The organism is Corynebacterium sp. MSK195 (assembly GCF_030228885.1).
GTDB lineage: Bacteria > Actinomycetota > Actinomycetes > Mycobacteriales > Mycobacteriaceae > Corynebacterium.
In genome coordinates this window covers 12,177-36,628 of record NZ_JASPGT010000009.1, presented here as the reverse complement: position 1 = coordinate 36,628, position 24,452 = coordinate 12,177, and the positions used below count along the sequence as shown (strand labels likewise).

Below are 24,452 nucleotides of genomic sequence, written 5' to 3'. Positions count from 1 at the left end.
TCACCGCGCGGATGAAGACACTAAAATTATACTCCTCGACTTTCCCCGCACCCGCGGCCTCAGTATCCTGTCTGGGTGTCTCAGAAACCAGATCCCCACATTTCCGCAGAGGTAAAAATCAACCTCACCATCCTCGTCCTCGGCGCGATGGTGATGATCCTGAACGAGACCGCCCTGTCGGTGGCGCTGCCCACCATCATGGCGGACTTCGACATCCCCGCGACCTCTGCCCAGTGGCTGCTTACCGGTTTCCTCCTCACCATGGGCGTGGTCATCCCGACCACCGGCTTTCTCATGGATAAGTTCACCACCCGGCAGATCTTCTTGGCATCGTCGGGCGTATTTCTTGCCGGTACGGTGCTGGCGGCGCTCGCCCCGGCCTTCGGCGTGCTGCTGGTGGGGCGCGTATTCCAGGCGGCCGGCACCGCCTTGATGATCCCTACGCTGATGACGGTGGCAATGACCCTCGTCCCGCCGCAGCGCCGCGGCAGCGTGATGGGCATTATCTCCGTGGTGATCTCCGTGGCCCCGGCGCTCGGGCCCACTGTAGGTGGCTTCGTGTTGAGCATGTCTAGCTGGCATGTCATCTTCTGGACCATGGTGCCGCTGCTCGGCCTCATCTGCGCCGCCGGCTATTTCCGCCTAGTCAACGTGGGAGATAAGCGCGATACCCCGCTGGATTTCCTGTCCGTAGTCCTGTCCGTCATCGCCTTTGGCGGGTTGGTCTACGCCGTATCGTCCCTGGAAAACATGCTGGAGGGTGATGGCCTGGTAGACATCGTCGTTCTCATCGTCGGCCTCGTGGCCCTGGCGCTTTTCACCCGCCGCCAGCTGCGCCTGGCCAAGGACAATCGCGCCCTTTTGGACATGCGCCCGTTTACGGTTCCCAACTTCACCGTGGCGGTACTAGGCATGCTGCTCATGTTTGGGCTATTGCTCGGCGTGGTCAATATCCTGCCCATCTACCTGCAGACCTCCCTGGCGGTAAGCTCGCTGGTCACCGGGCTCGTCGTCATGCCTGGTGGCTTGCTCCAAGGCGGCATCTCGCCGATGGTCGGCCGCCTCTATGACATCCACGGGCCCCGCCCACTCATGATCCCCGGCGCCCTGCTCCTAGCCGCGGGCACGTGGCTGATGACCCTGCTCAACGAGGACAGTGCGGTATGGATGGTCATTGGCATGCATATCCTTTTTGCCCTGGGCATTGCGCTCATGATGACGCCGCTGATGACGACGTCCCTGGCCTCCCTGCCAGACGAGCTCTACTCGCACGGCTCCGCCATCCTCAATACCCTGCAGCAGCTGGCGGGCGCGGCCGGCACTGCCTTCCTGATGACCTTCCTGACCCGTGGCACCAAGTCCGGTGCGGCCCAAGGTATGAACGAGGCCGCCGCCACGGCTCACGGCGCGCACTGGGCCTTCCTTTTTGCCGGAGTGCTTTCGCTGGTGGTCGTTGTGCTGGCCCCGTTCCTCAAGCGCGTACCCTCCGGGGAATAGGCACGAGGAAAAATAAAGGCCCGCACCAGCGGGCCTTAAACTTTAGGGCGCGAGCTAAGAGGCGCACAGCGGCAGGTTCAGCCGCTCCTCTTCAGCCTTATCGCCCCACACCAGGAATGCGGACTGGGTGCCTTCCACGGCCATTACGTAGGTCGGAACATCCGCGGTGGTCTCAAAGCTTTGGATGGTGCACTGGTCATTGGAAAGCTCGACCGGTTCGGCGTCGGGAAGCATGGCATCGCGCTCCTCCACGCTGGGGTAGTAGGTCACGATGTAGTTGAACCCATCGCCCACGCAGGAAATCTTGGCCTCTTGGCCAGGCTCCGGGTCGCGCGAGGAGCACTTAGCCCCATCGAAGCCGTCCTGGCCGCTGCGGGAGCCCACCAAGTCCGGATATGCATCCGCGAGGTTTTGCTCCTTATCATTCCAGCTGGGGTAGGACAGGAAGAACCACAGCGCGGCCGCAGCAGCAATCGCGGCCACCGCCAGCACCGTGATGAGCGCAATGAGCCCGCCCTTGCCCTTCTTCTTCGGTGCGGGTGCCAGCGGTTGCTGCGGCTGCGCCATGGGCTGGCCCATCGGTTGCGGCTGTTGCGGCGGAGCAAACTGCTGCTGAGGGCGCGGTTCTGGCTCCTGCACGCGTGGAATCTGCGCGGTATCAAACTCGCGCTGCGGGCGCAGGTGCTCCACCACATCCTTGGCACTCTCTGCCGTGCCAGTGGGCTTATACTCCGGGCACTTCTGGGCGACGAGCTCTTCAAACGCCGCCACCGCATCGCCGTGCTCTTCGCCGGACGGACCGGCCGCAGCCAGCACCGAAACCTGGCGTTGCTTATCGACGCCCACCCGGGCCTCCCTTAGCCCATGCACCGCAAAATCTGCCCGGCCGCGGGAAATTAGGAAGTCCACCGCACCCGCCAGTGGACCAAAGACGTCGGCGGCCTCTTCGCGGCTGAGATTATTGGGCAGCTCAGAAAGCTGGGTTCCGGAAGTCCCTTCGCGCACGATGAATTCCTGCCCGTTCGCGGTGGTGCCCGTGCCCACCAGCGGCGCGATGGCTGGGTGGCGCAACCCATGCAGTGCCGTGGACTTGTCCACCACTCCGGTAATTTCCGGCGCGAAGATTTCCACGCTTAGCTGCTGGTGCGTGTTTCCATCTTCGACAGCAAAGAGGGTAGACGATGGAGCCTCATCCAACACGGCCACTTCGTGCAGGTTGTGCTGGGTGGCAAAGAACTCAGGAAGCTGGGGCACGGTCGCGACGTCCTTAAATAGTGGGGAGGGGTAGGGAACAAAAACGATTCTAGATTACATGCCCATGCCCCTGTTCGCTACCGGCGTACACCCGTGTGAGCTGCGAATATGGTGGATTCTGGCGGTATTGCGGGCATCTGGGAACAAAACCGGAAATTATCGGCGGACTGCCGCGTTAGAGTGGGTATCACATTAGAAGCGAAAGTATAGGGGAATCATGTTCGAGAGGTTTACCGATCGTGCTCGCCGCGTCATCGTTTTGGCGCAGGAAGAAGCACGCATGCTTAACCACAATTACATCGGCACCGAGCACATCCTGCTCGGCCTTATCCATGAGGGCGAAGGCGTGGCCGCCAAGGCGCTGGAATCCATGGGTATCTCCCTGGAGGATGTCCGCCGCGAGGTCGAGGAAATCATTGGCCAGGGTAGCCAGCCACACACCGGCCACATCCCCTTTACCCCACGCGCCAAGAAGGTCTTGGAGCTTTCCCTGCGCGAAGGCCTGCAGATGGGACACAAGTACATCGGTACTGAGTTCTTGCTATTGGGTCTCATTCGCGAGGGCGACGGCGTTGCCGCCCAGGTGCTGACCAAGCTCGGCGCCGACCTGCCGCGCGTGCGCCAGCAGGTTATCCAGCTGCTGTCCGGTTATGAGGGCGGCCAGCAGGAGGGCGGTTCCTCCAACGGCCAGGGCTCCGGTCCGGTCGGCGCAGGCGCAGGTGCCGGCGCGGGCGGCCGTGGTGGCTCCGGCGGTTCCGGCGAGCGTTCCAATTCCCTGGTGCTCGACCAGTTCGGCCGCAACCTCACCCAGGCCGCGAAGGACGGTAAGCTCGATCCGGTCGTTGGCCGTGAGTCCGAGGTAGAGCGCATCATGCAGGTGCTGTCTCGCCGTACGAAGAATAACCCGGTGCTCATCGGTGAGCCGGGCGTTGGTAAGACCGCCGTCGTTGAGGGCTTGGCGCTCGACATCGTCAACGGCAAGGTTCCGGAGACCCTCAAGGATAAGCAGCTCTACTCGCTGGACCTGGGTTCCCTAGTAGCTGGCTCCCGTTACCGCGGTGACTTTGAGGAACGCCTGAAGAAGGTGCTCAAGGAGATTAACCAGCGCGGCGACATCATCTTGTTCATCGATGAGATCCACACCCTGGTTGGTGCTGGTGCTGCTGAAGGCGCCATCGATGCTGCCTCGCTGCTCAAGCCGAAGCTGGCTCGTGGCGAGCTGCAGACCATCGGTGCTACGACCCTTGAGGAATACCGCAAGCACATCGAAAAGGATGCCGCCCTGGAGCGCCGCTTCCAGCCAGTCAAGGTGGAGGAGCCTTCCCTGGATGACACCTTCTTGATCCTGAAGGGCCTGCGCGATAAGTACGAGGCACACCACCGCGTGTCCTACACCGATGAGGCGCTGCATGCTGCAGCTTCCCTCTCGGATCGCTACATCAATGATCGTTTCTTGCCGGATAAGGCCGTTGACCTCCTCGATGAGGCTGGCGCCCGCATGCGTATCAAGCGCATGACCGCGCCGAAGGGCCTGCGCGAGGTCGATGACCGCATCGCTGAGGTCCGCAAGGAAAAGGAAGCGGCCATTGATGCCCAGGACTTTGAGAAGGCAGCCGGCCTGCGCGATAAGGAGCGCAAGCTGGGCGAGGAGCGCGCGGAGAAGGAAAAGCAGTGGCGCTCCGGTGACCTAGAGGAAATCGCCGAGGTGGGCGAGGACCAGATCGCCGAGGTTCTGGCGCACTGGACCGGCATCCCTGTGCTGAAGCTGACGGAGAAGGAATCCAACCGCCTGCTCAACATGGAAGAGGAGCTGCACAAGCGCATCATTGGCCAGGACGAGGCGGTCAAGTCCGTCTCCCGCGCCATCCGCCGCACCCGTGCAGGCCTCAAGGATCCGCGCCGCCCGTCCGGTTCCTTCATCTTCGCCGGCCCGTCCGGTGTGGGTAAGACCGAGCTGTCGAAGTCCCTGGCTAACTTCCTCTTCGGTTCGGATGATGACCTCATCCAGATCGACATGGGTGAGTTCCACGATCGCTTCACCGCCTCCCGTCTCTTCGGTGCACCTCCGGGATATGTAGGCTACGAAGAGGGTGGCCAGCTGACCGAGAAGGTTCGCCGTAAGCCGTTCTCCGTTGTGCTTTTCGATGAGATCGAGAAGGCCCACAAGGAGATTTACAACACCCTCCTGCAGGTGCTGGAAGATGGCCGCCTTACTGACGGCCAGGGTCGCGTCGTCGACTTCAAGAACACCGTTCTCATCTTCACCTCGAACCTGGGCACCCAGGACATCTCGAAGCCGGTGGGCTTGGGCTTTACCGGCTCCTCCGAGAACGATGCGGATGCTCAGTACGACCGGATGAAGCAGAAGGTCAACGACGAGCTGAAGAAGCACTTCCGCCCAGAGTTCTTGAACCGTATCGATGACATCGTCGTCTTCCACCAGCTCACCCAGGAGCAGATTGTGGAGATGGTCGAGCTGCTCATCGGCCGCGTGGCCAAGCAGCTGGATGAGCGCGATATGGGCATCGAGCTCACGCAGAAGGCCAAGGACCTGCTGGCTAAGCGCGGCTTCGACCCAGTATTGGGTGCTCGTCCGCTGCGCCGCACTATCCAGCGCGAGATCGAGGATCAGCTCTCTGAGAAGATCCTCTTCGGCGAAATCGGCGCCGGCGAAATCATCACCGTCGACGTCGAGGGCTGGGACGGCGAGTCCAAGGACAACACGGGCGCGAAGTTCACCTTCAGTCCACGCCCGAAGCCTTTGCCGGAGGACACCGAGGAGCCGCAGCTTGACGACGCCGAGGTGCGCGAAAACGACGCCGATTCCACCGATGCCGGCGAGCCCGACACCATCACTCCGGACGTTCCGGGCGATGGCGGCTCCACCGCCGCCGGAACCGACCTAGAGTCCGGCTCTGGTTCCGACTCCGATGACGACGGCCACAACCCGCCGCCAGCAGGCGCCGGCCAGCCGATGTAACTCGGGGCAACGATTAAAGCCACCCAGTACTTCGCTTTCTGCGAGGCTGGGTGGCTTTTTATGTGTAGTTCCGTAGGGTCGGGCGCCATTTAAACAGCACAATTAGATGGTGCCGGTTTTCCGTTGAAACGGTCAAAGAGGTATTTCAAACCCACCGGGATATTGACGTAGAGCGGCAGCGCGTGGTCGGCGCCAGCGCCCGGGATAGTCGCGGTGCCGGGTGCGGCCATGAATTCTACGGTTCCGCCCATCTGGCAGTAGGCTCCTGCGACGGCGCGGACCTGCTCGTGCGGGATGAGGTCATCGTGCGGCGAGCTGGCGATCATCGCCGGGCCCTTGAGCGGGTGCTTGCCCTGATTCTGCCGTAGCAAGGTTTCCTTGATGACGGGCTTGCGTTCTACGAGCTCGGATAGTGATTCCCCGGTGCGGGTGAGTTGGCGGGTGTTGGTAAAGCCCCACATGAGGATGGAGTCACCCGCGCAGCTGGTGGCCGCGGAGTGCAGAAAGTCGATGCCGCGGGGATTTAATTCTTCAAGGACCGCTTCGCGGAATTTGGGGTCACGCTCAGCAAAGCCATTGATGGCGTAGCCCAGCACGTGGACGATGGAAGATCCGTCGATGGCCTTCATGACCTTGGGCAGGTCAGCCGGCGGGGCGCCGGAGTAGGTTCCGGCCACGTTCAATTCGGGTGCATAAGAGTCGGCGAATTCCGCAGCGGCCAGCGAAGCACCGCCGCCTTGCGAGTAGCCCGCAAACCCAATAGGGGCGTCCTGCGGAGCGCGCGCCAGCTCCAGGCCGGAGCGGGCGGCATCAAGCATGGCGTGTGCTTCTTCAATGTGATTAACGTAGGTGTGGTGCCCTGGCATACCGAGTCCGATAAGGTCCGCGACGATGACGCGAGCACCATGCTGGAGCGCACCCATGTAGAAACCGTACTCGTAGTTCGCGTTGATGGTGGGGGAGCCGACCTTGCTTAGTCCCACTGAGCCTAGGCCCATGCCGGCGCGCGATGGTGCACACTGGTCTCCTGCGCCGCGAGTGCCGGGCGCAAAGATGATGGTGGGCCGCTCGCCCTTGCCACGCCACGGTGCGGTGGACTCGTACAAGGTGGCCGAGGCCTGAATTGGCTGACCGCCATCCGTGGTGGTGTCGTAGGTGAACGCCTGGCCGCGGCCGATGCCATCGAGTACGTGCGGCGAAGGCCGGGTCGAGGTTACCGCCGCCTGCGCTGTCGGCGGAACGAAGAGGGTACCAAGAAGTAGTGAACAAACGGCTACAAGCCTTATGCAAATTCCTTTCATGCCCAAAACCTACTGCACAGTAGGAACGGTGGAAGTGGAATTGCTAAAATATATGCCTATGGGACTTCAGTATCGTTCAAGAAAAAAGACCGGCAAGAATAGCTGGATCAACGTCTCCGGATCCGGCGCGTCGATGTCTACCAAGGTAGGACCGGTCACCTTTAATTCCCGCGGCGGCATGTGGGTGAACCTGCCGGGCGGATTCAATTTCCGCGGCCGCTGGCGTTAACCAGATCACACACCCTGGATCGCGACCTGCGATTATAGCTGGCCGTTATTAACCTCCTAAATAGGGAGGTGGAACAGGCCGGCGTCGTTTTGCTCGGCGAGGCCGTCGGTAAGCAGCGAAGCCAACGCCCGGGAGCGCTGCGCCGCATCGGGCCAGACCACATCAATCTCGGACTGCGGCACCGGCCGCTCCGCCGCACGCAGCACGTCCAAAATCTTGCCGCGCACCTGTCGGTCCGTGCCGACGAATTTTTGCACGCGCTTTTTTGCCCGTGCCTGCTCCTCTGCACTGGGCTGCGGCCGACCAGCGAGCTGCCATGCACAGCTCGCGCGCAGCGGGCACTGCTCGCAGGAGGGATTCTTCGCTGTGCACACCAGCGCGCCCAATTCCATGAGCGCGGCCGAAAAACGCGGCCCATTCTCGGCCGGCAACAGCTCCGCCACGGCCGCTAACTCCCGCTTCGACGGCTGCGGCGCCAAGAACCTGCCCTCCTCCGCGCGCGCATACACCCGGCGCACATTGGTATCGACCACCGGCACGTTGACCCCATAGTGGAAGCAGGCCACGGCGCGCGCGGTGTAGTCACCGATGCCCGGCAGGCGCAGCAGCTTATCGACGTCCGCCGGTACCTCGCCCTCGCCAATGGCCGCCGCGCACTCCCACAGGCGCAGCGCGCGCCGCGGATAGCCCAGCTTGCCCCAGGCGCGCAGCACCTCCGCCCGGGTGGCCTGGGCAAAGTCCGCCGGGGTGGGCCAGCGCCGCATCCATTCCTCCCACACCGGAGCCACGCGCGCGACCGGCGTCTGCTGGCTCATGACCTCGCTGAGCAGCACGCCCCACGCGCTCGTGCCAGGCCGGCGCCACGGCAGGTCGCGTTCATTGGCATCAAACCAGGAAAGAAGAGCTTGCGAATCCATCGTGGGAGATAGTCTAGGGCATTAGAATGTGGCCTATGCCTTTACGTAATGTTGCCCACGAACCGCAGGCCGTATGGGAGGCCCTTAAGGCGGGAAATCAGCGCGTGCTGGATGGCGAGACCGTCGACGTGCGCGAGATTTATAACCGCGAAGGCCTGACCCAAGGTCAGGATCCCCGCGTGGTGGTCATTTCCTGTTCCGATTCCCGCGCCCCTATTGAGCACGTTTTCAACATCGGCTTCGGCGATGCCTTTGTCATCCGCACCGCGGGCCACATTCTTGACGACGCCGTCTTGGCCTCCCTCGACTACGCCCTCGCCGCCCTCAAGCCCAACCTGCTGGTGGTCCTCGGCCATCAATCTTGTGGCGCGGTCGGCGCGGCTACCGGTTTCGTGGCCGGCGGCGAACTGCCCACCGGCCTGCAGCGACCCATTATCGAGAAGGTCGCCGCCTCCGCGCTGGTGGCGGGACCGAATGCCACGACTGACGACGTCGAGCGGGAACACACCCGCCAGACCGTCGCCCAGCTGGTGGCCAGCGTGCCCAACGTGCGCCGCCTATTAGACGAGCGCGTTTTGGGCGTTGTCGGCGCGCGCTACCTGCTGGAAGACTCCAGCGTGGAAACCCTGCAGACCTTCGGGGTGGAATAACCCAACCTGACACGCGGCGCGGGCTTAGCGCACCGGCCCGCACCCACCGCTTAAAATTGACAGCGTGACGCAGAAAAAGCCCCTACCTGAAGAGATCTACAAGCGCCGCCGCGTGGCGGCGCTCATCATCGTGCTCGTGCTGGCCGTGGTGCTGATCTGGGCGGCCGTGGCCGCCTTCGGGGGCAGCAGCGATGAGCCGGCTGATACCGCCGCCCCTGCGCCCACGCCGGAGCAGACCTCGTCTTCTGCCGCCCCGGAGACCTCCGAGGCTGCCTCGGAGACGGCTGCGGAGGCGTCGGCCGAGGGGGCGTCGGAAAGCAAGGCGGCCGAAAGCGAACCGTCGAGCGCTGCGCCTGCAAGCTCTGAGGCAGCCAAGAAGACCTGCGACCTCGCGGACCTCCAGGTGCGCACCTCCATGCTGAACTACTCCGTGCCGGAGGGCGAGCTGCCGAAGTTCTTCATGACGGTCACCAACCCCACGGCCGCGGACTGCAAGATCGACCTGGACAAGAACCTGCTGCGCTTCGAGGTCTACAAGATGGCCGATAACCAGCGCGTGTGGTCCGATACGGATTGCTACGCCTCCGTGCAGACCGGCTCGCAAACCTTCCCGGCCGGCAAGGACGTGAAATTCGAGGCCGAATGGTCCCGCCAGGCCTCCAAGCCGGGCGAGTGCACCGATCGCCCCGCGGCCGAACCTGGGGCCTACTTCGCCCACACCGTCATCGGCGATAACTCCTCCCCGCCGCAGGACTTCACGCTGCGCTAGGCGCTACCCCGACACTGCGGCGATGGCCTGCCCCAGCGTCCCGGCCTGGTGCACGCGCATGCCCTCTACCGGCTCGATATCTCCGCGCGGGACAATCGCGTGCTTGTAGCCCAGCCGTGCGGCCTCCATCAAGCGCCGCTCCACATTGGGCACCGGCCGCAACTCGCCGGCCAGGCCCACCTCGCCGATGACCACCGTCTTGGCCGGCAGCGGCTGCTCGTGCAGCGAGGACCACGTTGCCAGCGCCACCGCTAAATCCGTGGCGGTTTCTGTAATCCGCATGCCACCCACCGTGGCGACATAAGCATCCTTATCGTTGGTGCGTTGGCCCGCTCGCGCCTGTAGCACCGCAAGCACCATCGGCACGCGGTTGGAATCTAGCCCGGTGACCACGCGCCGCGGGTTCTTTGCTACCGGGTCCACCGTCAGCGCCTGCACCTCCGCGAGGATCGGCCGCACGCCGTCCATCGCGACCGTCACGGCCGAGCCATCCGGCGTCGTGCCGCGGTGCGAGAGAAACAGCCCGGAAGGGTCTGCGACTTCCCGAATGCCGCCGGCCGTCTGCTCAAAACACCCCACCTCATCGGTGGCGCCAAAGCGATTCTTGATGCCGCGCAGCATACGCAGGCTGGATTGACGGTCGCCCTCGAAGTTTAAGACGACGTCGACAAGATGCTCCAGCACGCGCGGGCCAGCCACGTTGCCGTCTTTGGTCACGTGGCCCACCAGCAGCACCGGAATGCCGGTGGACTTCGCCAGCGAAGTCAGCGCGGCCGTCACCGCGCGCGATTGCGCCACGCCGCCCGATACGCCCTCCACGCCCACGGCGTGCATGGTCTGCACCGAATCGACGATAATGAGGCTCGGCTTAAGCTTATCCACGTGCCCAAAGACCGCATCCAAGTTGGACTCGGCCGCCAAGTACAGCGATTCCTGCAGCGCCCCGGTGCGTTCGGCGCGGGAGCGGACCTGGCCGGCGGATTCCTCGGCCGTCGCGTAGAGCACGGTGCGGCCGAGCTGGGCCCACCGCGAGGCTACTTCCAGCAGCAGCGTAGATTTGCCCACGCCGGGCTCGCCGGCCATAAGCACCACCGAACCCGGCACAATGCCGGTTCCTAGCACGCGGTCGAGCTCACCGATGCCGGTGCGCACCGTCTTTGTCGCCTGCGCCCCAATCTTGGTAATCGGCTGCGCCGGGCTGGACGGCGCTACGCCCTTGCTTGCCGACGCCCCCGGCACACCCGGCCCCGCCACCACCGGCGCCCTTTCCTCCAATGTGCCCCAGGACCCGCAGTCGGGGCAGCGCCCGAGCCACTTCGGCGAGACGTAGCCGCATTCGGAACATGTGTGGATAGGGCGAGATTTCTTGGCCATGGCTTCTAGCCTAAAACACATAAACGCCCCCGGCCCGAAACGGGCTGGAGGCGAGACTTTTGGGCGGTGGGGCTTAGTTCTTTGGAGCCTCGGAGGAGTAGCCCTCGGACGACTCGACGTCGCGGTCGAACTCGCCGGACTGCATCTGGGTGGCGGCGATAGTGGCGTCCACGTCGATGGAACCGTTGGAGAACTCGAAGGTGACTGGGCGGCTGCCGGCGTAGCCGAAGTCATCGTTCTTCAGCGTAGTGGCGATGTACTGGACGGTCTCGGAATCCTGCTGGGTGGTGGCGTCCAGGTTCTTCTGGGAATCCGCGATGATGGACTGGTCGCGGTGCAGCGGCTGAGCCTTGTCCATCTCTACGCGCTGGCCATCGACCTTGACGGACTCCAAGGAGATGACATCGGTATCGTAGCCCTGGTTTACGGCGGTGAACTTCAGGGCAGCGGTGCCATCTGGTTCTACCAGGATGGTGACATCGCGAACCGCAACCTTGTTGTCTTCCGTGCTTGCAGAAGCGCCATCGACCGCAGCCACCTTGTCAGCGGTCTGGGTGACATGACCCGCCGAGCAAGAAGCCAGCGCCAGAGCGGAGACGGCGGTAACGGAAATAATGGCACCGCGGCGGGCGGCGGACTTCAGGGACTGCACGTTGAGCATCCTCCATCAATTGCGATCACAGGGCTTATCAACGCTTTAGCCTAGTCCCTTTCGCATTAAAGTACACAGTTTGTCCCAAACCGGGCGGGTAGACCGTGGGGGTATACGGGGGTATCCGCAGGCGGGGCGGCCGTGCGTGATAAAATGGCGGCCTTAGTCAACCGGGATAAATCGGGAACACAAGGAGTGGCAATGGAGTATAAGGTCGGCGAGGTCGTCGTCTACCCGCACCACGGTGCGGCCGTCATCGAGGATATCGAGACCCGCGAGATGGGCGGCGAGACGCTGGAATACCTGGTGCTGCACATCAACCAGTCCGACCTAGTCGTCCGCGTGCCCATCAAGAATGCCGATAACGTCGGCGTGCGCGACGTCGTGGGCAAGGAAGGCCTGGAAAAGGTCTTTTCCGTGCTGCGTGACGAGGACGTTGAAGAGGCCGGCAACTGGTCCCGCCGTTATAAGGCTAACCAGGAGCGCTTGGCCTCCGGCGATATCAATAAGGTCGCCGAGGTCGTTCGCGACCTGTGGCGTCGCGACCAGGACCGTGGCCTTTCGGCCGGCGAGAAGCGCATGCTGGGCAAGGCCCGCACCATCCTGGTGGGCGAGCTCGCGCTGGCCAAGCCGGTCGATGAGAAGAAGGCCGACACCATGATGGAAGAGATCGATGCCACCATCGAGCGCCACCGCGCGGCCGGATTGGTAGACGATAAGTCCATCACCACCGATATCGACAACGACATCGATCTCGATGACCTCTCCTTCGACGACGAAGACTAAACCGCGCGTCATCGCGCTCATCGCGGCCGCCGGCCAAGGCACCCGCCTCGGTGCCGAGGTGCCCAAGGCTTATGTCGAGCTGCGCGGGCGCACCCTCTTGGAGCGCTCCGTGCGCGCGCTGCTGGCCTCCGGCGTGGTGGACGAGGTCATTGTGCTGGTCAGCCCAGATATGGAGCCCGAAGCAGCCCGGATTATCGGCCGCATCGACACCGCAGGCGCTAAAGACACCACCAACGCCGCGCCCATCCGCCTCGTGCACGGCGGCAGCGAGCGCGCCGATTCCGTGTGGGCCGGCCTGCAAGCAATTCCCGACGACGACGCCGTGGTACTCATCCACGATGCGGCCCGGGCGCTGACTCCGCCGGCGATGGTGCGGGGCGTCGCTAAGCGTGTGCTCGAAGGCGCCCCCGCGGCCGTGCCCGTGGTTCCCGTGGCCGATACCATCAAGGAAGTCGCGGCCGACGCCGTGGTGAGCACTCCCGACCGCTCCCGCCTGCGCGCCGTGCAAACCCCGCAGGCCTTCCGCCTGCCTGCACTGCGCCAGGCCAACCTCGATTATTGGGCCGAGCAGCCCGAATTCACCGCCACGGATGACGCCAGCCTCATGGAATGGCACGGCGAGCGCGTGGCAACCGTGCCAGGCGATACCCTGGCGTTCAAAATCACCACGCCCATCGATCTCACCCTGGCCCACGCCCTGACCGAGGAGACCCATGACTAACCCGATTATCCCGCGCGTAGGCATCGCCACCGATGCTCACCAGATCGAGGCCGGCAAGGACTGCTGGATCGCCGGCCTGCTCTTCGAGGGCGTGGATGGCTGCGAGGGCCACTCCGACGGGGACGTGGTAGCGCACGCGCTTGTCGACGCCCTCTTATCCGCCTCCCACCTCGGCGACCTTGGCTCCTTCGTGGGTGTCGGCCGGCCCGAATACGACGGCGTATCCGGAGCGAAACTGCTGCGCGAATGCCGCGAACTGCTCGAATCCGAAGGCTTTATCATCGGCAACGCCGCGGCCCAGCTCATCGGCCAGACCCCCAAGATGGGCCCGCGCCGCGAAGAGGCCGAAGCGGTACTGAGCGAAATCCTTGGTGCCCCCGTGTCCGTCTCTGCCACCACGACGGACCACTTAGGCTTCACCGGCCGGAAGGAGGGCCGCGCAGCGGTTGCCACGGCCGTCGTCTGGCGCGCCTAGCCCACCACACTAACCCCGCGCACGCGTCAATTAGACTGGGTGGCGTGAGTACTTTGCGCATTTATGACACAGCCACCCGCAGCCAACGCGATTTCGAGCCGATTCGCCCCGGCCACGCCTCGATTTATCTGTGCGGCGCCACCCCGCAGGCGCAGCCGCACATTGGGCATCTGCGCTCCGGCGTCGCCTTCGACATCCTGCGCCGCTGGCTGCTCGCCCAAGGCTATGACGTAGCCCTGGTGCGCAACGTCACAGATATTGATGACAAGATCCTCACCAAGGCGGCCGAGAATAATCGCCCCTGGTGGGAGTGGGTGTCGACGTATGAGCGCGAGTTCACTAAGGCCTATAACACCCTGGGCGTCATCCCGCCTTCGGTAGAGCCGCGCGCGACCGGCTTTGTCACCCAGATGGTCGACTATATGCAGCGGCTTATCGACGCCGGCTTTGCCTACCCCGCCGACGGCTCCGTCTACTTCGACGTCGCCGCCTGGACCAAGGCCGAAGGCTCCGATTATGGTTCGCTGTCCGGCAACAAGGTAGAGGAAATGGAGCAGGGCGAAGGCGAGGATTCCGCCAAGCGCGGCGCACAGGACTTTGCCCTGTGGAAGGCCGCGAAGCCGGGCGAGCCCAGCTGGCCTACCCCGTGGGGCGACGGCCGCCCTGGCTGGCACCTGGAGTGCTCGGCCATGTCCACCTATTACCTGGGCTCTAATTTCGATATCCACTGCGGCGGCCTGGACCTGCAGTTCCCGCACCACGAGAACGAAATCGCGCAGTCGCACGCGGCCGGCGATAAGTTCGCTAATTACTGGATGCACAACCACTGGGTGACGATGTCGGGTGAGAAGATGTCGAAGTCGTTGGGCAACGTGCTGTCTATCCCGAATATGCTGGAGCTGGTGCGCCCGGTGGAGCTGCGCTACTACCTGGGCTCGGCACACTACCGCTCCGTGCTGGAGTATTCCGAAGCCGCGCTGACCGAGGCCGCCGCCGGCTACCGCCGCATCGAGGACTTCCTCGGCCACTTCGACGATCTGGAGCTTGGCGAGTGGACGCAGGGCTTTGAAGACGCGATGAATGATGACATCGCGGTGCCCAAGGCTTTGGCGGAAATCCACACCACCGTCCGCGCCGGCAATAAGGCGCTCGCGGCCGGCGATGAGGCCGAGGCGCGCACGCTGGCCAGCCAGGTCCGCGCGATGGCGCACGTACTTGGCTTTGACCCGCTGGAGTGGGAAGATGGAGCGCAAGCTAGCGGGGCGGATGCCGCGCTGGATGCGCTGGTACAAGCTGAGCTGGAGCGGCGCACCCAGGCGCGTGCGGACAAGGACTTCGCTACTGCCGACGCCGTCCGTGACCGCCTTGCGGCCGCCGGCATCACCATCACCGATACACCAGACGGCCCGACCTGGTCGCTGGCGCAGCGTTAAGCACTCCGAAAGGACATAAATTATGGCACGTACCCACGGCCGCGGTGGCGCGGGAATCCGCAAGACCAATAAGAAGGGCGCAACCAAGGGCTCCGGCGGCCAGCGCCGCAAGGGCCTAGCCGGCAAGGGCCCGACGCCCAAGGCGGAGGACCGCATCTACCACGCCAAGCACAAGGCCAAGCTGGAGCGCGAGCGCCGCAACTCCGGCCGCCACCAGAAGGAGACCGCCGAGATGGTCGTGGGCCGCAACCCGGTCATCGAGTGTCTGCACGCCAAGGTGCCGGCCACCACGCTCTACATCGTGGCCGGCACCCGCAATGACAAGCGACTGTCCGAGGCCGTGGCCATGTGCAATACCCGCAATATCCCCATCATCGAGGTGCAACGCCACGAGATGGACCGCATGACCGGTAACGGCATGCACCAAGGCATCGGGCTGCAGATTCCGCCGTATAAGTACGCCGACGTCGACGAGCTCATCGCCCGTGCAGCAGAGAACGCACGCCCAGGCATGTTCGTCATCCTGGATAACATCACCGACCCGCGCAACCTCGGCGCGGTCATCCGCTCCGTGGCGGCCTTCGGCGGCGACGGCGTCATCATCCCTGAGCGTCGCTCCGCGTCCGTGACCGCCGTGGCGTGGCGTACCTCGGCCGGCACGGCGGCGCGCCTGCCGGTTGCCCGCGCGACGAATATCACCCGCACCGTGCAGCAATTCCAAAAGAGCGGTTACCAGGTCGTCGGCCTGGACGCCGGCGGCGAGCACACGCTGGATACCTATAACGGGGCGACGGATCCCGTGGTCATCGTCATCGGCTCCGAGGGCAAGGGTATTTCCCGCTTGGTGCGCGAAAACTGCGACGTCATCATGTCCATCCCGATGACGGACTGGGTCGAGTCCCTCAATGCTTCCGTCGCGGCCGGCTCCGTGCTCTCCGAATTCGCACGCCAGCGCCGCGCGGCCCAGTAACCTCCAGCGAGGTTTTTAGCCGCTTTCCGCCCAGGGTGGAAGCCACTTAATGGTTCCATTCACCCTGGCCAGGCGGCCGCGCAGCGGCGGGGCGTTGGGGTCATCGTCGTTGACGCCGTTGTGATACGGGCAGGCGATGGTGAGATTTTCGGGGTTAGTTTCGCCGCCGTGGCGCCACGCGGTGAGGTGGTGGACTTGGCATTCATCGGCGGGGTAATTGCACTGCGGCCACGGGCAGGTGGGATTTTCCGCGGCGGCCATTGTCCGTTGCTTCGGCGAGGCGAGCCGCTCAGTGCGGTACAAGTTCACTGGGCCTTTAACGGGGTGGATCAGAGTCACATAGCCGTGCGCGGTAAATGCGCGGCGCACTAGGTCCGCGCCGGTCATCCGGGCACCATTGGTGAGCTGCAGGGTGATGTCATCGCCCGCGGTGTCGACGACGCGGTCGAGTTCGTCCAAGCGCAGCACCACAGTGGTGGTCACGGTCGCGGGGGAGGCCGCGGCGTCGCCTTGGAAAATCTTGCGCACCGAATCGAGTGGGGCGTCCTTATCAAGCGCGGCGTGCATATCCGCGATGTCCGCAGACTTGCCGGTAATGGTCATGGTCCACGGCCCATCGGCGCGGCGGTAGAGCTTGACACCGGGCTTGCGCTGCGGCGGGCCTTTAATCTCGCGCACGCGCTTGCGCCCCTGCTTATCGACGTCCGACACGTCCCCCTTCATCCCACACAGCTCCCGCCGCAGCGCCCAGGCCTGGCGCTTATTCTTCAGCTTGGTGGCGTGGCGCTCGATGGCCAGCAGCGCGGTGAGGCTGTGCTCGTTGGTGCGCGCCGCTGCGATGGATTCGCGCTGGAGCCGGCTAAAGGCGGTGGGGCCGAAGTAGGTATCGGCGAGGGTGAGAAGGCGGGCGGCGGTGGTGTCGGGGCAGCCGGCGTCGATAAGCGCGCGCTTAGTAAGGCCATGGCAGTCGGCGATGATGTCCATGCCGGCGGCCAGGCCTGTCAAGAATGTTTGTAGCGCGTTCACGGCTCCACACGTTAAGTGCGGGTGCACGCCGGCGCGCGGTGCGTTGGGTGCGGGTGTGGATAACTAAGCCTGGGCGTCGTCGAGGCCGAAGAACTCGCGGACCTTATCCACAGCGCGGAAGGAATCCGTATTTGGGCCTATGCGTGGGTCGGTTTTCATGCTAGAGGGAATCACGTGGCCGAGGCCTTTCATGGTCCACAGCTCGACGGGGAAATCGCCGTCGTATGCGGTGGCGGTGACATCCGCGGTGGGGCGGTAGTCGCGCGGCGGCTGGCAACCATTGGCCAGCGCGAAGTGCTCGGCGGTGGCCGGCGCGGAAAGCACACGTCCGCGGGTGCGCTCGGCATCCAGCCCGGCGACCCCGCCCTCATAAGGCGCGTACGGGTCGGCGGTGCCGTGGAAAAACAGCAGTGGCGTGGGCCTGTAACCGGCCGGGTTGCTGGGCGCGTGGTTGTCGCCCTCGCCCAGGGTGGAAGCGAAAATGCAGGCGCGGGTGAGGCTAAAGGGGGCGTCGAAAAGCAGGCGGAGCACCATCTGCCCGCCGTTGGAGTAGCCGCAGGCAAAGGTGCGGTCGGTACCGAATTCGCGCCGCATCTCTTCGACGAGGAAGGCAGTAAAGGCAACGTCGTCCACGTTCTCCGCGCGGGCGGTAACCGGCAGGATGCTGCGGCAATCGTTGAAATGGCGGTCGATGCCGTCGGGGTAGACGAGGACGGTATTGGTGGCGTCGGCAAGTTCGTCGAAGGTGCCGTTGGTAAAGCGGCGCATCACGCTGCCGGACTGCAGCGAGCCGTGGAAGAAGAGCAAGAGGTCCGGGCGCGGGCCGGGGTTATCCGGCGCGATGACGAGGAAGCGGCGGGTGCGGCCATCCACATCCGCGGTGCGGCGGTGTACGTGCATAGCCGCCCAGTCTAGTCGGCGTGGTGCTCCTCGGCGGTGCTGTGGCAGTCGGCGTGGAAGCGCTGCGCGGCGACCTCGTCACGCACCGCCTTTTTATTGCGCTGCCAGCCAATGAGGCGGCACACCAAGTAAATGACAAAAGAAATGGTGGTAACAAAAACCGAGACTGGAAGGCCGGGCGCGAGCGACAAGACAAAGCCGCCCACGGCCGAGACCTCAGCAAAGATGGTGGCCCACATGACCGCGCGCAGGGGCGAGGAAGTAATCTGCACGGCCGCCGCACCCGGGGTAATGAGCAGAGCCATGACGAGCAGCGAGCCGACAATTTGTACCGACTGCGCGGCCGCCAAGCCTACGAGTACGGCGAAGGCGACGGAAATGAAGCGGGTGGGTACGCCGGCTGCCTGGGCCATGACCGGGTCGGCCGAAGCGAAGAGCATCGGCCGCCACAGGATGGCTACGGCGGCGAGGATGACCACGGTGGTCGCGGCCAAGAGCCATACCGAGGCCGAAGACACACCGACGATCTGGCCGGTCAGCAACGTCATCGCGGTATTTGCATTGCCGGGGTAGAGGTGTAAAAACAGCACCGAGAGGCCGAGGCCAAAGCTCATGACCACGCCGATGGCGCTATCTTGTTGGCCCTTAAAGCCCAGCACGGCGAGGATGATGGCGGCGACGATGGCGCCGGCCACCGCGCCGAAGCCCAGGTTGAGGCCGAAGAGCAGCGCGGCCGAGGCACCCATGAGCGCAAGCTCGGAGGTGGCGTGGACGGAAAAGGACATCTGGCGCAGCACGATGAGCGAGGTCATCACGCCGGAGAGAATGCCCAGCAACGCGGAGGCGATAAGCGAGGACTGCACAAAGTCCACGCTGAGCAGGTACTGGGTGTCTTCTACAAAGCTAGACAACGATAAGCCTCCCATCGACGTTTAAGACGTTGACCTTGGAACCGTAGAGCTCGGAAAGGACATCGGAGCGCATGACCTCATCCACGGTGCCGAAGGTATGGCCGCCAGGGGCGAGGTAGAGCACCTTATCGGTCACGCCGAGCACCGGGTTGATGCCATGGGTGACAAACATGATGGAGGTACCGCGCTCGCGGCGCAGCGCATCCAGCTTGTCCACGGTGGCTTGCTGGCGTGCCGGGTCGAGCGAGAGCAGCGGCTCGTCGGCGAGGATGAGCTCGGGGTCGTTGGCCAGCGCTTGGGCTTGGCGGATGAGCTGCTGCTGGCCGCCGGAAAGCTGGCCGACGCGGCGGTCGCGCAGGCCGGTGGCACCGACCTCGGCGAGGAGCTCGTCGACGCGATGGCGGGGTGGGCGGCGGCGTCGGAAAGCGCCGTGGGCGAGCGAGAGCGAGACTAAATCGCGGGCGCGCAGCGGCAGGTCGGCCGGGAACATGCGTTGCTGCGGGATGAAGCCGACGCGGCAGTTAACGTCGACGGTGCCGGCCGTGAGCTTGCGGGTTCCCAAGATGGTGCCGAGCAGGGTGGATTTGCCCACGCCATTGGGGCCCAAAACGGCGATAAACTCGCCGCGGTCAACGGCGAGGTTAAGGCTGGACCACAGCGGGGCAACCGCTGCGTCATGAAACTGGATGAGCACTAGAGCTGCCCTAGGGAATCGGTGACCTCGTCATAGTAGGTCCAGAATTCTTTGCCATCCGGTGGGGTCTCGCCGATTTCGACGATAGAGACGTCCGCATCCTCCGCGGCGGACTTGATGCGGCCGGCGGTATCGGTTTCGGTCTGTGGGTTAAAGATAAGCAGGTCTACCTTGTCCTCTTTAATCGCCTTGGTGAAGGCAGCGAGGTCGGCCGCGGTGGGCTCGCCCTCAGAAATAGTGGCCTTGCGGTAGCCCTCTGGGGTGACATCCTTGCCGGAGGTGTACTTCATGATGTAGTCCGCAATCGGCTCGGTCTGCGCGTAGGAGAGGTCGCCCGGCAGTTCCTTGAGCTTGTCGCGCAGGCGGTCGACGTGGGAATCCACGCGCTCGGTGCTGGCGTTGGCATCGGTATTGAGTTCGTTGATCTGGTCAGCGATATTTCCTGCGACCTCGTCAAGCGCGGCCGGGTCGTACCAGATGTGCTCGTTGCCCTCGATATTGGTGACCTTCTTCGGGTCCTTCTTGGCGGTGGCCTTGGCGGCGTCGATGGTCATGACATTGGGTTCATCGGCCAGTTTGCCGTGATCGGTGAGCGGCAGGGCGGAGATGATGTTGTCCTGGTCGGAGACGGCCTGGTAAATCCAGGAATCGTAGCCGCCGCCGTTGACCACGAGCAGGTCCGCGTCCTCGGCCTTGGCGATATCGGCCGCGGAAGGCTCGAAGTGGTGCGGGTCAACGCCGTTGCCCTCGACGATGGGCTTGACCTCGATGTCCACGCCGGAGGCGGTATCGGCCACGGCTTGGGCGACGTCGGCCCAGATGGAGGTGGACGCGACGATGGAAATCTTCTTCTGGGCGCCCGGCTCGGCGGCCGAGTCCTCGGTGTCGGAGGAGCAGGCGGTGGCGGTCAGCAGGAGGCCACCGGCCGCGAGGAGGGCTGCGGATGCGCGAAGTGAGGTATGCATAGCTTCCAGTGTGCGTTTGATGGGAACCATTGTCAATTGAATATGTATTGAAAACACGGCCGCGGGGTATGCTTGCGGCCATGGTGAAACGCAGCCCCACCCGCAAGACGCTAGCCTCGCTGGCCGCCGAACTGGGTGTTTCGCGCACGACGGTATCCAATGCTTATAGTCGGCCGGACCAGCTTTCGGCCGCAACGCGCGAGCGCATCCTGGCGGCGGCGAAGGCGCGGGGGTATCCTGGGCCGGACCCTACGGCCCGCAGCCTGCGCACTCGCCGCGCGGGCTCGGTGGGCGTGCTGCTGACCGAGCACCTGTCCTATGCCTTCGAGGACATGGCCTCGGTGGATTTCCTGGCTGGCATGGCAGAAGCCTCGGCCGGCGCGCAGACTACGCTCACCCTCATCCCGGCCGGTCCTGAGGGCGAGGCGGAGGCGGCCAGCCTGGTGGGCTCGGCTGCGGTGGATGGCTTTGTGGTCTACTCCGTGGCGGCCGAGGATGCCTACCTCGAGGCGGCGCGCGGCCGCGGGCTGCCGGTGGTGGTCTGCGATCAGCCGACGGATTCGGGCCTGCCGTTCGTGGGCATCGATGATCGCGCGGCGATTGCCCCGGCCGCCCGCGCGCTGGTGGAGGCCGGCCACCGCAAGATTGGAGTGCTGGCGATTCGTCTCAAACGCGAGCGCCACGATGGCCCCATTTCGTGGGGTGAGCTGCAGGGCGCCGATATGCACGTGCAGCGCGCCCGGGTCATGGGTGCCATGGACGTCTTTGCGCAGGCGGGCATCGCGCCCGAGACCGTGCCCGTGGTTACTCAACACATCAACGATGCGCACACCACGCGGGCGGCCGCGCAGTTGCTTCTCGACGCCCACCCCGACCTCACCGCCGTCCTGTGCACAACCGACTCGATGGCGCTGGGCGTGATGACCTATGCGCGCGAGCGGGGCATCGACGTCCCCGGTGAGTTATCCGTTACCGGCTTCGACGGCATTGATGCGGCGCAGCGCCTTGGCTTGACGACGATCGTCCAACCCAATAAGGCCAAGGGCGCGGCCGCCGGCCACATGCTTGCCAAACTCATCGCGGGCACAGAGGAATCGGGCGCGGGCGAAACTGCGGTGCTACGGCGCGTGCTGCAGACCAGCTTCGCGGCCGGGCGGACGGTGGCGCCGCCGCGCTAGGCAGCGCCGCCGTTGTTGGGGCGGCTGACATGGGCCGCGCGGGCGGCGGCGAGTTCGGTGAGGAAGTGGGCGACGGCGTCGACGTCGGCAAGCTGCACTACGGCCGCGGTCTCGCCCTCGCCGACCTTGACGCCGACGTCTGGCGGCTGGTGCAGGGCGCGGAAACCGTCCTCATCGGTGACGTCATCGCCCAAGAAGACCACGGCGGTGGCTCCGGTGCGCTCGCGCAAGTTCTCAATCCACGTGCCCTTGGTGGCCTGGGTGGCGGAGAACTCCACCACGGACTTGCCGGCCGTGCGCGGGAAGCCGCCCGGATCGAGCGCGCAGCCGGCCTCATAAGCTTGGGCGGCAGCCTCTGGGTCGGAATCCTCGAGCGCGCGCAGGTGCAGAACGCGCTGGAAGGGCTTGACCTCGATATCCGCGCCGGGGAAGCGCTCCATGATCTCGCGAATCTCGGCTTCCTTGGTGGCGAGGTGCTCGCGCATCGCGGGGGTCAGATCTGTCTCCTCCCAGGAGGATTCGGCACCGTGGGAGCCGCCAAAGAGAACGGGCTCGCGCAGCGGGCACACGCGCTGGAGGCCTTCGAGGTGGCGGCCGGAGAGAACGGCTGCGGTGGTATTCGGCAGGTGGGCCAGTTTATCCAGGGCGCGCAGTGACTCCTGGTTCATCTCGACCTCATAGATGGCCGTGGCGAAGGGGGAGAGCGTGCCGTCGAAATCCGACACCACCGCGAGGTGCTCGGCGGCGGCAAGGGCCTTGATGGCAGTTGAAAGCGTCATGGCTTCCAGCCTACGCAACTATCCGCCCAGGGAAACCAACTTGATAGACGGCGAGTCCACTTCATCGGTGACCAGTTCCAAGACCAGCTGGTTATTGGAATTGACGGTGTAGTGGAAATCGTGGTCCGCGGAAATCAGGTTGCGCAGCAGGTTATCGGCCCACACGGACGCGCCGTGGCAATCCTCGGAGGTCTCGTCAAACTCCACCTCGTCAAAGTGGAGGCGGTTGCCCTCGCGGATGTTTTGGCGCTCATCATCGGCAGAATAGGTCACCTTGCCCACCATTTGGGCGCACCCGGTGGTGCCCACCATTGTGGACTGGCCAAAGCTCAACGTGGGTGCCTGCGGGATGGATTCCGGGATGGTGGAGGCGGCGTCCGGGGTGGTGTTGATGGAGACTACCTGCCACTGCTTATCCAGGATCTGCTCATCGCCGGGGGCTTGGGGCTCCTCGTCGCCGGAAGCACAGCCGGCCAGTAATGCGGCGGCACAGGTCGCGGCAATGGGCGCTGCGGCCAGGCGGGTAAAGCGAGACATCATGCGCCCGCCTCCTGTTCTTCGACCTGGCGCAGGCAGCCCAGGAAGGACTGGGACCATAGCTGCACGTCGTGCTCGGTGACCTGCTGGTGCATGGTGAGCATGCGCTGGGTCATTGCCGAGGGGGCGTCGTCAAGCGCCTTGAGCGCATTGAGCAAGGCGGCCTTGACAGACTCGATATCGAAGGGATTGCACAGGTAGGCCTGGCTGAGCTCATCGGCCGCGCCGGCGAACTCGGAGAGTACCAGCGCGCCCGAGCCATCGTCGTGGCAGGCGACGTATTCCTTGGCCACCAGGTTCATGCCGTCCTTGAAGGGGGTCACCAGCATGACATCGGCCATGCGGTAGTAGCAGCGCAGGAGGCTCTTGGCCACGCCGCGGTGCTGGTAGTGCACCACCGGGTGGCCCACGCGGGCAAAGCGCCCGTTAATGCGGCCAACGGCTTCTTCCACCTTGGAGCGAGTGGCCTTGTAATGGTCGAGGCGCTCGCGCGATGGCGTGGCGAGCTGCACCAGCGTTACCTCTTCCGGATCGAGTACGCCGGTGTCCAGCAGCTCCTCGAAGGCGGTCAGCCGCTGCAGGATGCCTTTGGTGTAATCGAGCCGGTCCACGCCCAAAATAATGCGCTGGGGTGAGCCCAGCTCTTCGCGCAGCTTGGCGACGTCCCCTTTCTCCTCCCCAGTGAATGCGGCAAAGTCCTTTGCTGCGATGGAAATGGGGAAGGCTCCCACGCCAATGGTGCGCCCTTGCGGCAGGCGAATATGCGCGGTGACCTCGCGGGTACTAGCCTCGCCTTCCACGTCGAGGCCCTGGCGGCGGGCAAGCTCCAAGAAGTTGCGGGCATTGGCCTCCAAGTGGAAGCCGATGAGATCCGCGCCAAGTAGCCCGCGCACGAGCTCCTCGCGCCAGGGCAGCTGGCGGAAGAGATCGGCAGAAGGGAAGGGGATGTGCAGGAAGAATCCGATGGTGAGATCCGGGCGCTTCTGGCGCAGGATGCCAGGTAAAAGCTGCAGCTGGTAGTCCTGTACCCATACGGTGGCGCCCTCGGCGGCGACCTCGTCTACCTCGTCTGCAAAACGCAGGTTGACCTCGCGATAGGCGTGCCACCAATCGCGGTCATAGGTAGGGGTGACGATGAGATCGTGGTAGAGCGGCCACAGGGTGGCATTAGAAAAACCTTCGTAAAAGCCCTCGAAATCGGACTCGGTGAGCTTGACTGGGTGCAGCAGCACGCCGGTATCGGTGCGGAAGGGCTCTGGTGCGGCATCGGCCACACCGGGCCAGCCCACCCAGCATCCTTGGTGCGATTCGAGGACTGGAGACAAAGCGGTGACCAGACCGCCCGGCGAGGGTGTCCAGGCATGGCTGCCATCAGGCTGGGTTTCCAGATCTACCGGCAGGCGGTTGGCCACCACCACGAAGTCATTGCCATGCTCACTCATGGTGCAAGAATA

General features: G+C 64.4%; 24 protein-coding genes. 11 read left to right on the top strand and 13 right to left on the bottom strand.

Going from position 1 to position 24,452, the window contains the following annotated elements; translation table 11 throughout:
* Positions 1–75: 75 nt before the first annotated feature.
* Positions 76–1,497, top strand: coding sequence for an MDR family MFS transporter (locus QP909_RS09140; protein ID WP_284767007.1), 1,422 nt, complete (start codon positions 76–78; stop codon positions 1,495–1,497).
* 54 nt (positions 1,498–1,551) lie between these two features.
* Here QP909_RS09140 and QP909_RS09135 read toward each other — a convergent pair whose 3' ends face one another.
* Entirely contained in the window at positions 1,552–2,751 is a 1,200-nt protein-coding gene (locus QP909_RS09135) for a serine/threonine protein kinase (protein ID WP_284767006.1), read from the bottom strand.
* 217 nt (positions 2,752–2,968) lie between these two features.
* Here QP909_RS09135 and QP909_RS09130 point away from each other — a divergent pair, with 217 nt between their 5' ends.
* The gene (locus QP909_RS09130; protein ID WP_284767005.1) at positions 2,969–5,731 is read left to right on the top strand and encodes an ATP-dependent Clp protease ATP-binding subunit; all 2,763 of its coding nucleotides are present in this window, start codon (positions 2,969–2,971) and stop codon (positions 5,729–5,731) included.
* Between the two features lie 89 nt (positions 5,732–5,820).
* On the opposite strand, the gene QP909_RS09125 is transcribed toward QP909_RS09130, so the two are convergent.
* Positions 5,821–7,032, bottom strand: coding sequence for a lipase family protein (locus QP909_RS09125; protein ID WP_284767004.1), 1,212 nt, complete (start codon positions 7,030–7,032; stop codon positions 5,821–5,823).
* Between the two features lie 58 nt (positions 7,033–7,090).
* Here QP909_RS09125 and QP909_RS09120 point away from each other — a divergent pair, with 58 nt between their 5' ends.
* Complete coding sequence (locus QP909_RS09120) at positions 7,091–7,261, top strand: DUF4236 domain-containing protein (protein ID WP_080970400.1); 171 nt, start codon at positions 7,091–7,093, stop codon at positions 7,259–7,261.
* Between the two features lie 56 nt (positions 7,262–7,317).
* Here the strand turns inward: QP909_RS09120 and QP909_RS09115 are convergent, their stop codons facing one another.
* The gene (locus QP909_RS09115; RefSeq protein WP_239278228.1) at positions 7,318–8,178 is read right to left on the bottom strand and encodes an iron-sulfur binding domain-containing protein; all 861 of its coding nucleotides are present in this window, start codon (positions 8,176–8,178) and stop codon (positions 7,318–7,320) included.
* A gap of 35 nt (positions 8,179–8,213) precedes the next feature.
* On the opposite strand from QP909_RS09115, the gene QP909_RS09110 reads away from it, so the two are divergent.
* Entirely contained in the window at positions 8,214–8,828 is a 615-nt protein-coding gene (locus QP909_RS09110) for a carbonic anhydrase (RefSeq protein WP_284767003.1), read from the top strand.
* A 64-nt stretch (positions 8,829–8,892) separates the two neighbouring features.
* Entirely contained in the window at positions 8,893–9,597 is a 705-nt protein-coding gene (locus QP909_RS09105; protein ID WP_284767002.1) for a hypothetical protein, read from the top strand.
* A 3-nt stretch (positions 9,598–9,600) separates the two neighbouring features.
* Here the strand turns inward: QP909_RS09105 and radA are convergent, their stop codons facing one another.
* Complete coding sequence (gene radA, locus QP909_RS09100) at positions 9,601–10,971, bottom strand: DNA repair protein RadA (protein ID WP_284767001.1); 1,371 nt, start codon at positions 10,969–10,971, stop codon at positions 9,601–9,603.
* Positions 10,972–11,044: 73 nt separating this feature from the next.
* Complete coding sequence (locus QP909_RS09095; protein WP_284767000.1) at positions 11,045–11,632, bottom strand: hypothetical protein; 588 nt, start codon at positions 11,630–11,632, stop codon at positions 11,045–11,047.
* 192 nt (positions 11,633–11,824) lie between these two features.
* On the opposite strand from QP909_RS09095, the gene QP909_RS09090 reads away from it, so the two are divergent.
* Genes QP909_RS09090 through rlmB form a run of 5 tightly spaced genes read left to right on the top strand, consistent with a single transcriptional unit; the run spans position 11,825 to position 16,008 of the window.
* Positions 11,825–12,409: a CarD family transcriptional regulator gene (locus QP909_RS09090; protein ID WP_005325718.1), complete on the top strand. Its 585-nt coding sequence runs from the start codon at positions 11,825–11,827 to the stop codon at positions 12,407–12,409.
* Positions 12,381–13,130 carry a 2-C-methyl-D-erythritol 4-phosphate cytidylyltransferase gene (gene ispD / locus QP909_RS09085; RefSeq protein WP_284766999.1) on the top strand — a complete coding sequence of 250 codons (750 nt, stop codon included), beginning with the start codon at positions 12,381–12,383 and terminating at the stop codon, positions 13,128–13,130. Before QP909_RS09090 ends, ispD begins: the two co-directional genes overlap by 29 nt.
* The gene (ispF, locus tag QP909_RS09080; protein ID WP_086588190.1) at positions 13,123–13,605 is read left to right on the top strand and encodes a 2-C-methyl-D-erythritol 2,4-cyclodiphosphate synthase; all 483 of its coding nucleotides are present in this window, start codon (positions 13,123–13,125) and stop codon (positions 13,603–13,605) included. The genes ispD and ispF overlap by 8 nt, the downstream gene beginning before the upstream one ends.
* A gap of 44 nt (positions 13,606–13,649) precedes the next feature.
* A complete protein-coding gene (cysS, locus tag QP909_RS09075; RefSeq protein WP_284766998.1) occupies positions 13,650–15,038 on the top strand; it encodes a cysteine--tRNA ligase in 1,389 nt (462 codons plus the stop codon).
* Positions 15,039–15,060: 22 nt separating this feature from the next.
* Positions 15,061–16,008 (top strand): 23S rRNA (guanosine(2251)-2'-O)-methyltransferase RlmB, encoded by a 948-nt coding sequence (rlmB, locus tag QP909_RS09070; RefSeq protein ID WP_049377351.1) that lies wholly within the window; start codon positions 15,061–15,063, stop codon positions 16,006–16,008.
* 15 nt (positions 16,009–16,023) lie between these two features.
* On the opposite strand, the gene QP909_RS09065 is transcribed toward rlmB, so the two are convergent.
* The 5 genes from QP909_RS09065 to QP909_RS09045 all read right to left on the bottom strand — a co-directional run bounded on the left by QP909_RS09065 (position 16,024) and on the right by QP909_RS09045 (position 20,534).
* Positions 16,024–17,034 carry an HNH endonuclease signature motif containing protein gene (locus tag QP909_RS09065; RefSeq protein ID WP_284766997.1) on the bottom strand — a complete coding sequence of 337 codons (1,011 nt, stop codon included), beginning with the start codon at positions 17,032–17,034 and terminating at the stop codon, positions 16,024–16,026.
* A 63-nt stretch (positions 17,035–17,097) separates the two neighbouring features.
* Entirely contained in the window at positions 17,098–17,934 is an 837-nt protein-coding gene (locus tag QP909_RS09060; protein ID WP_284766996.1) for a CE1 family esterase, read from the bottom strand.
* A gap of 11 nt (positions 17,935–17,945) precedes the next feature.
* Positions 17,946–18,860, bottom strand: a complete 915-nt coding sequence (locus QP909_RS09055) for a metal ABC transporter permease (RefSeq protein WP_284766995.1) — start codon at positions 18,858–18,860, stop codon at positions 17,946–17,948.
* A complete protein-coding gene (locus QP909_RS09050) occupies positions 18,838–19,539 on the bottom strand; it encodes a metal ABC transporter ATP-binding protein (RefSeq protein ID WP_284766994.1) in 702 nt (233 codons plus the stop codon). Before QP909_RS09050 ends, QP909_RS09055 begins: the two co-directional genes overlap by 23 nt.
* Positions 19,539–20,534, bottom strand: a complete 996-nt coding sequence (locus QP909_RS09045) for a metal ABC transporter solute-binding protein, Zn/Mn family (protein WP_502868646.1) — start codon at positions 20,532–20,534, stop codon at positions 19,539–19,541. The genes QP909_RS09050 and QP909_RS09045 overlap by 1 nt, the downstream gene beginning before the upstream one ends.
* Positions 20,535–20,584: 50 nt before the next feature.
* On the opposite strand from QP909_RS09045, the gene QP909_RS09040 reads away from it, so the two are divergent.
* A complete protein-coding gene (locus QP909_RS09040; protein ID WP_284766992.1) occupies positions 20,585–21,682 on the top strand; it encodes a LacI family DNA-binding transcriptional regulator in 1,098 nt (365 codons plus the stop codon).
* On the opposite strand, the gene otsB is transcribed toward QP909_RS09040, so the two are convergent.
* The 3 genes from otsB to QP909_RS09025 are packed head-to-tail and all read right to left on the bottom strand — an operon-like array spanning position 21,679 to position 24,440.
* Positions 21,679–22,461, bottom strand: coding sequence for a trehalose-phosphatase (gene otsB, locus QP909_RS09035; RefSeq protein WP_284766991.1), 783 nt, complete (start codon positions 22,459–22,461; stop codon positions 21,679–21,681). The two genes, QP909_RS09040 and otsB, sit on opposite strands and share 4 nt — an antisense overlap.
* A gap of 18 nt (positions 22,462–22,479) precedes the next feature.
* The gene (locus tag QP909_RS09030; protein ID WP_284766990.1) at positions 22,480–23,001 is read right to left on the bottom strand and encodes an META domain-containing protein; all 522 of its coding nucleotides are present in this window, start codon (positions 22,999–23,001) and stop codon (positions 22,480–22,482) included.
* Complete coding sequence (locus QP909_RS09025) at positions 22,998–24,440, bottom strand: alpha,alpha-trehalose-phosphate synthase (UDP-forming) (protein WP_284766989.1); 1,443 nt, start codon at positions 24,438–24,440, stop codon at positions 22,998–23,000. The genes QP909_RS09030 and QP909_RS09025 overlap by 4 nt, the downstream gene beginning before the upstream one ends.
* Positions 24,441–24,452 lie beyond the last annotated feature (12 nt).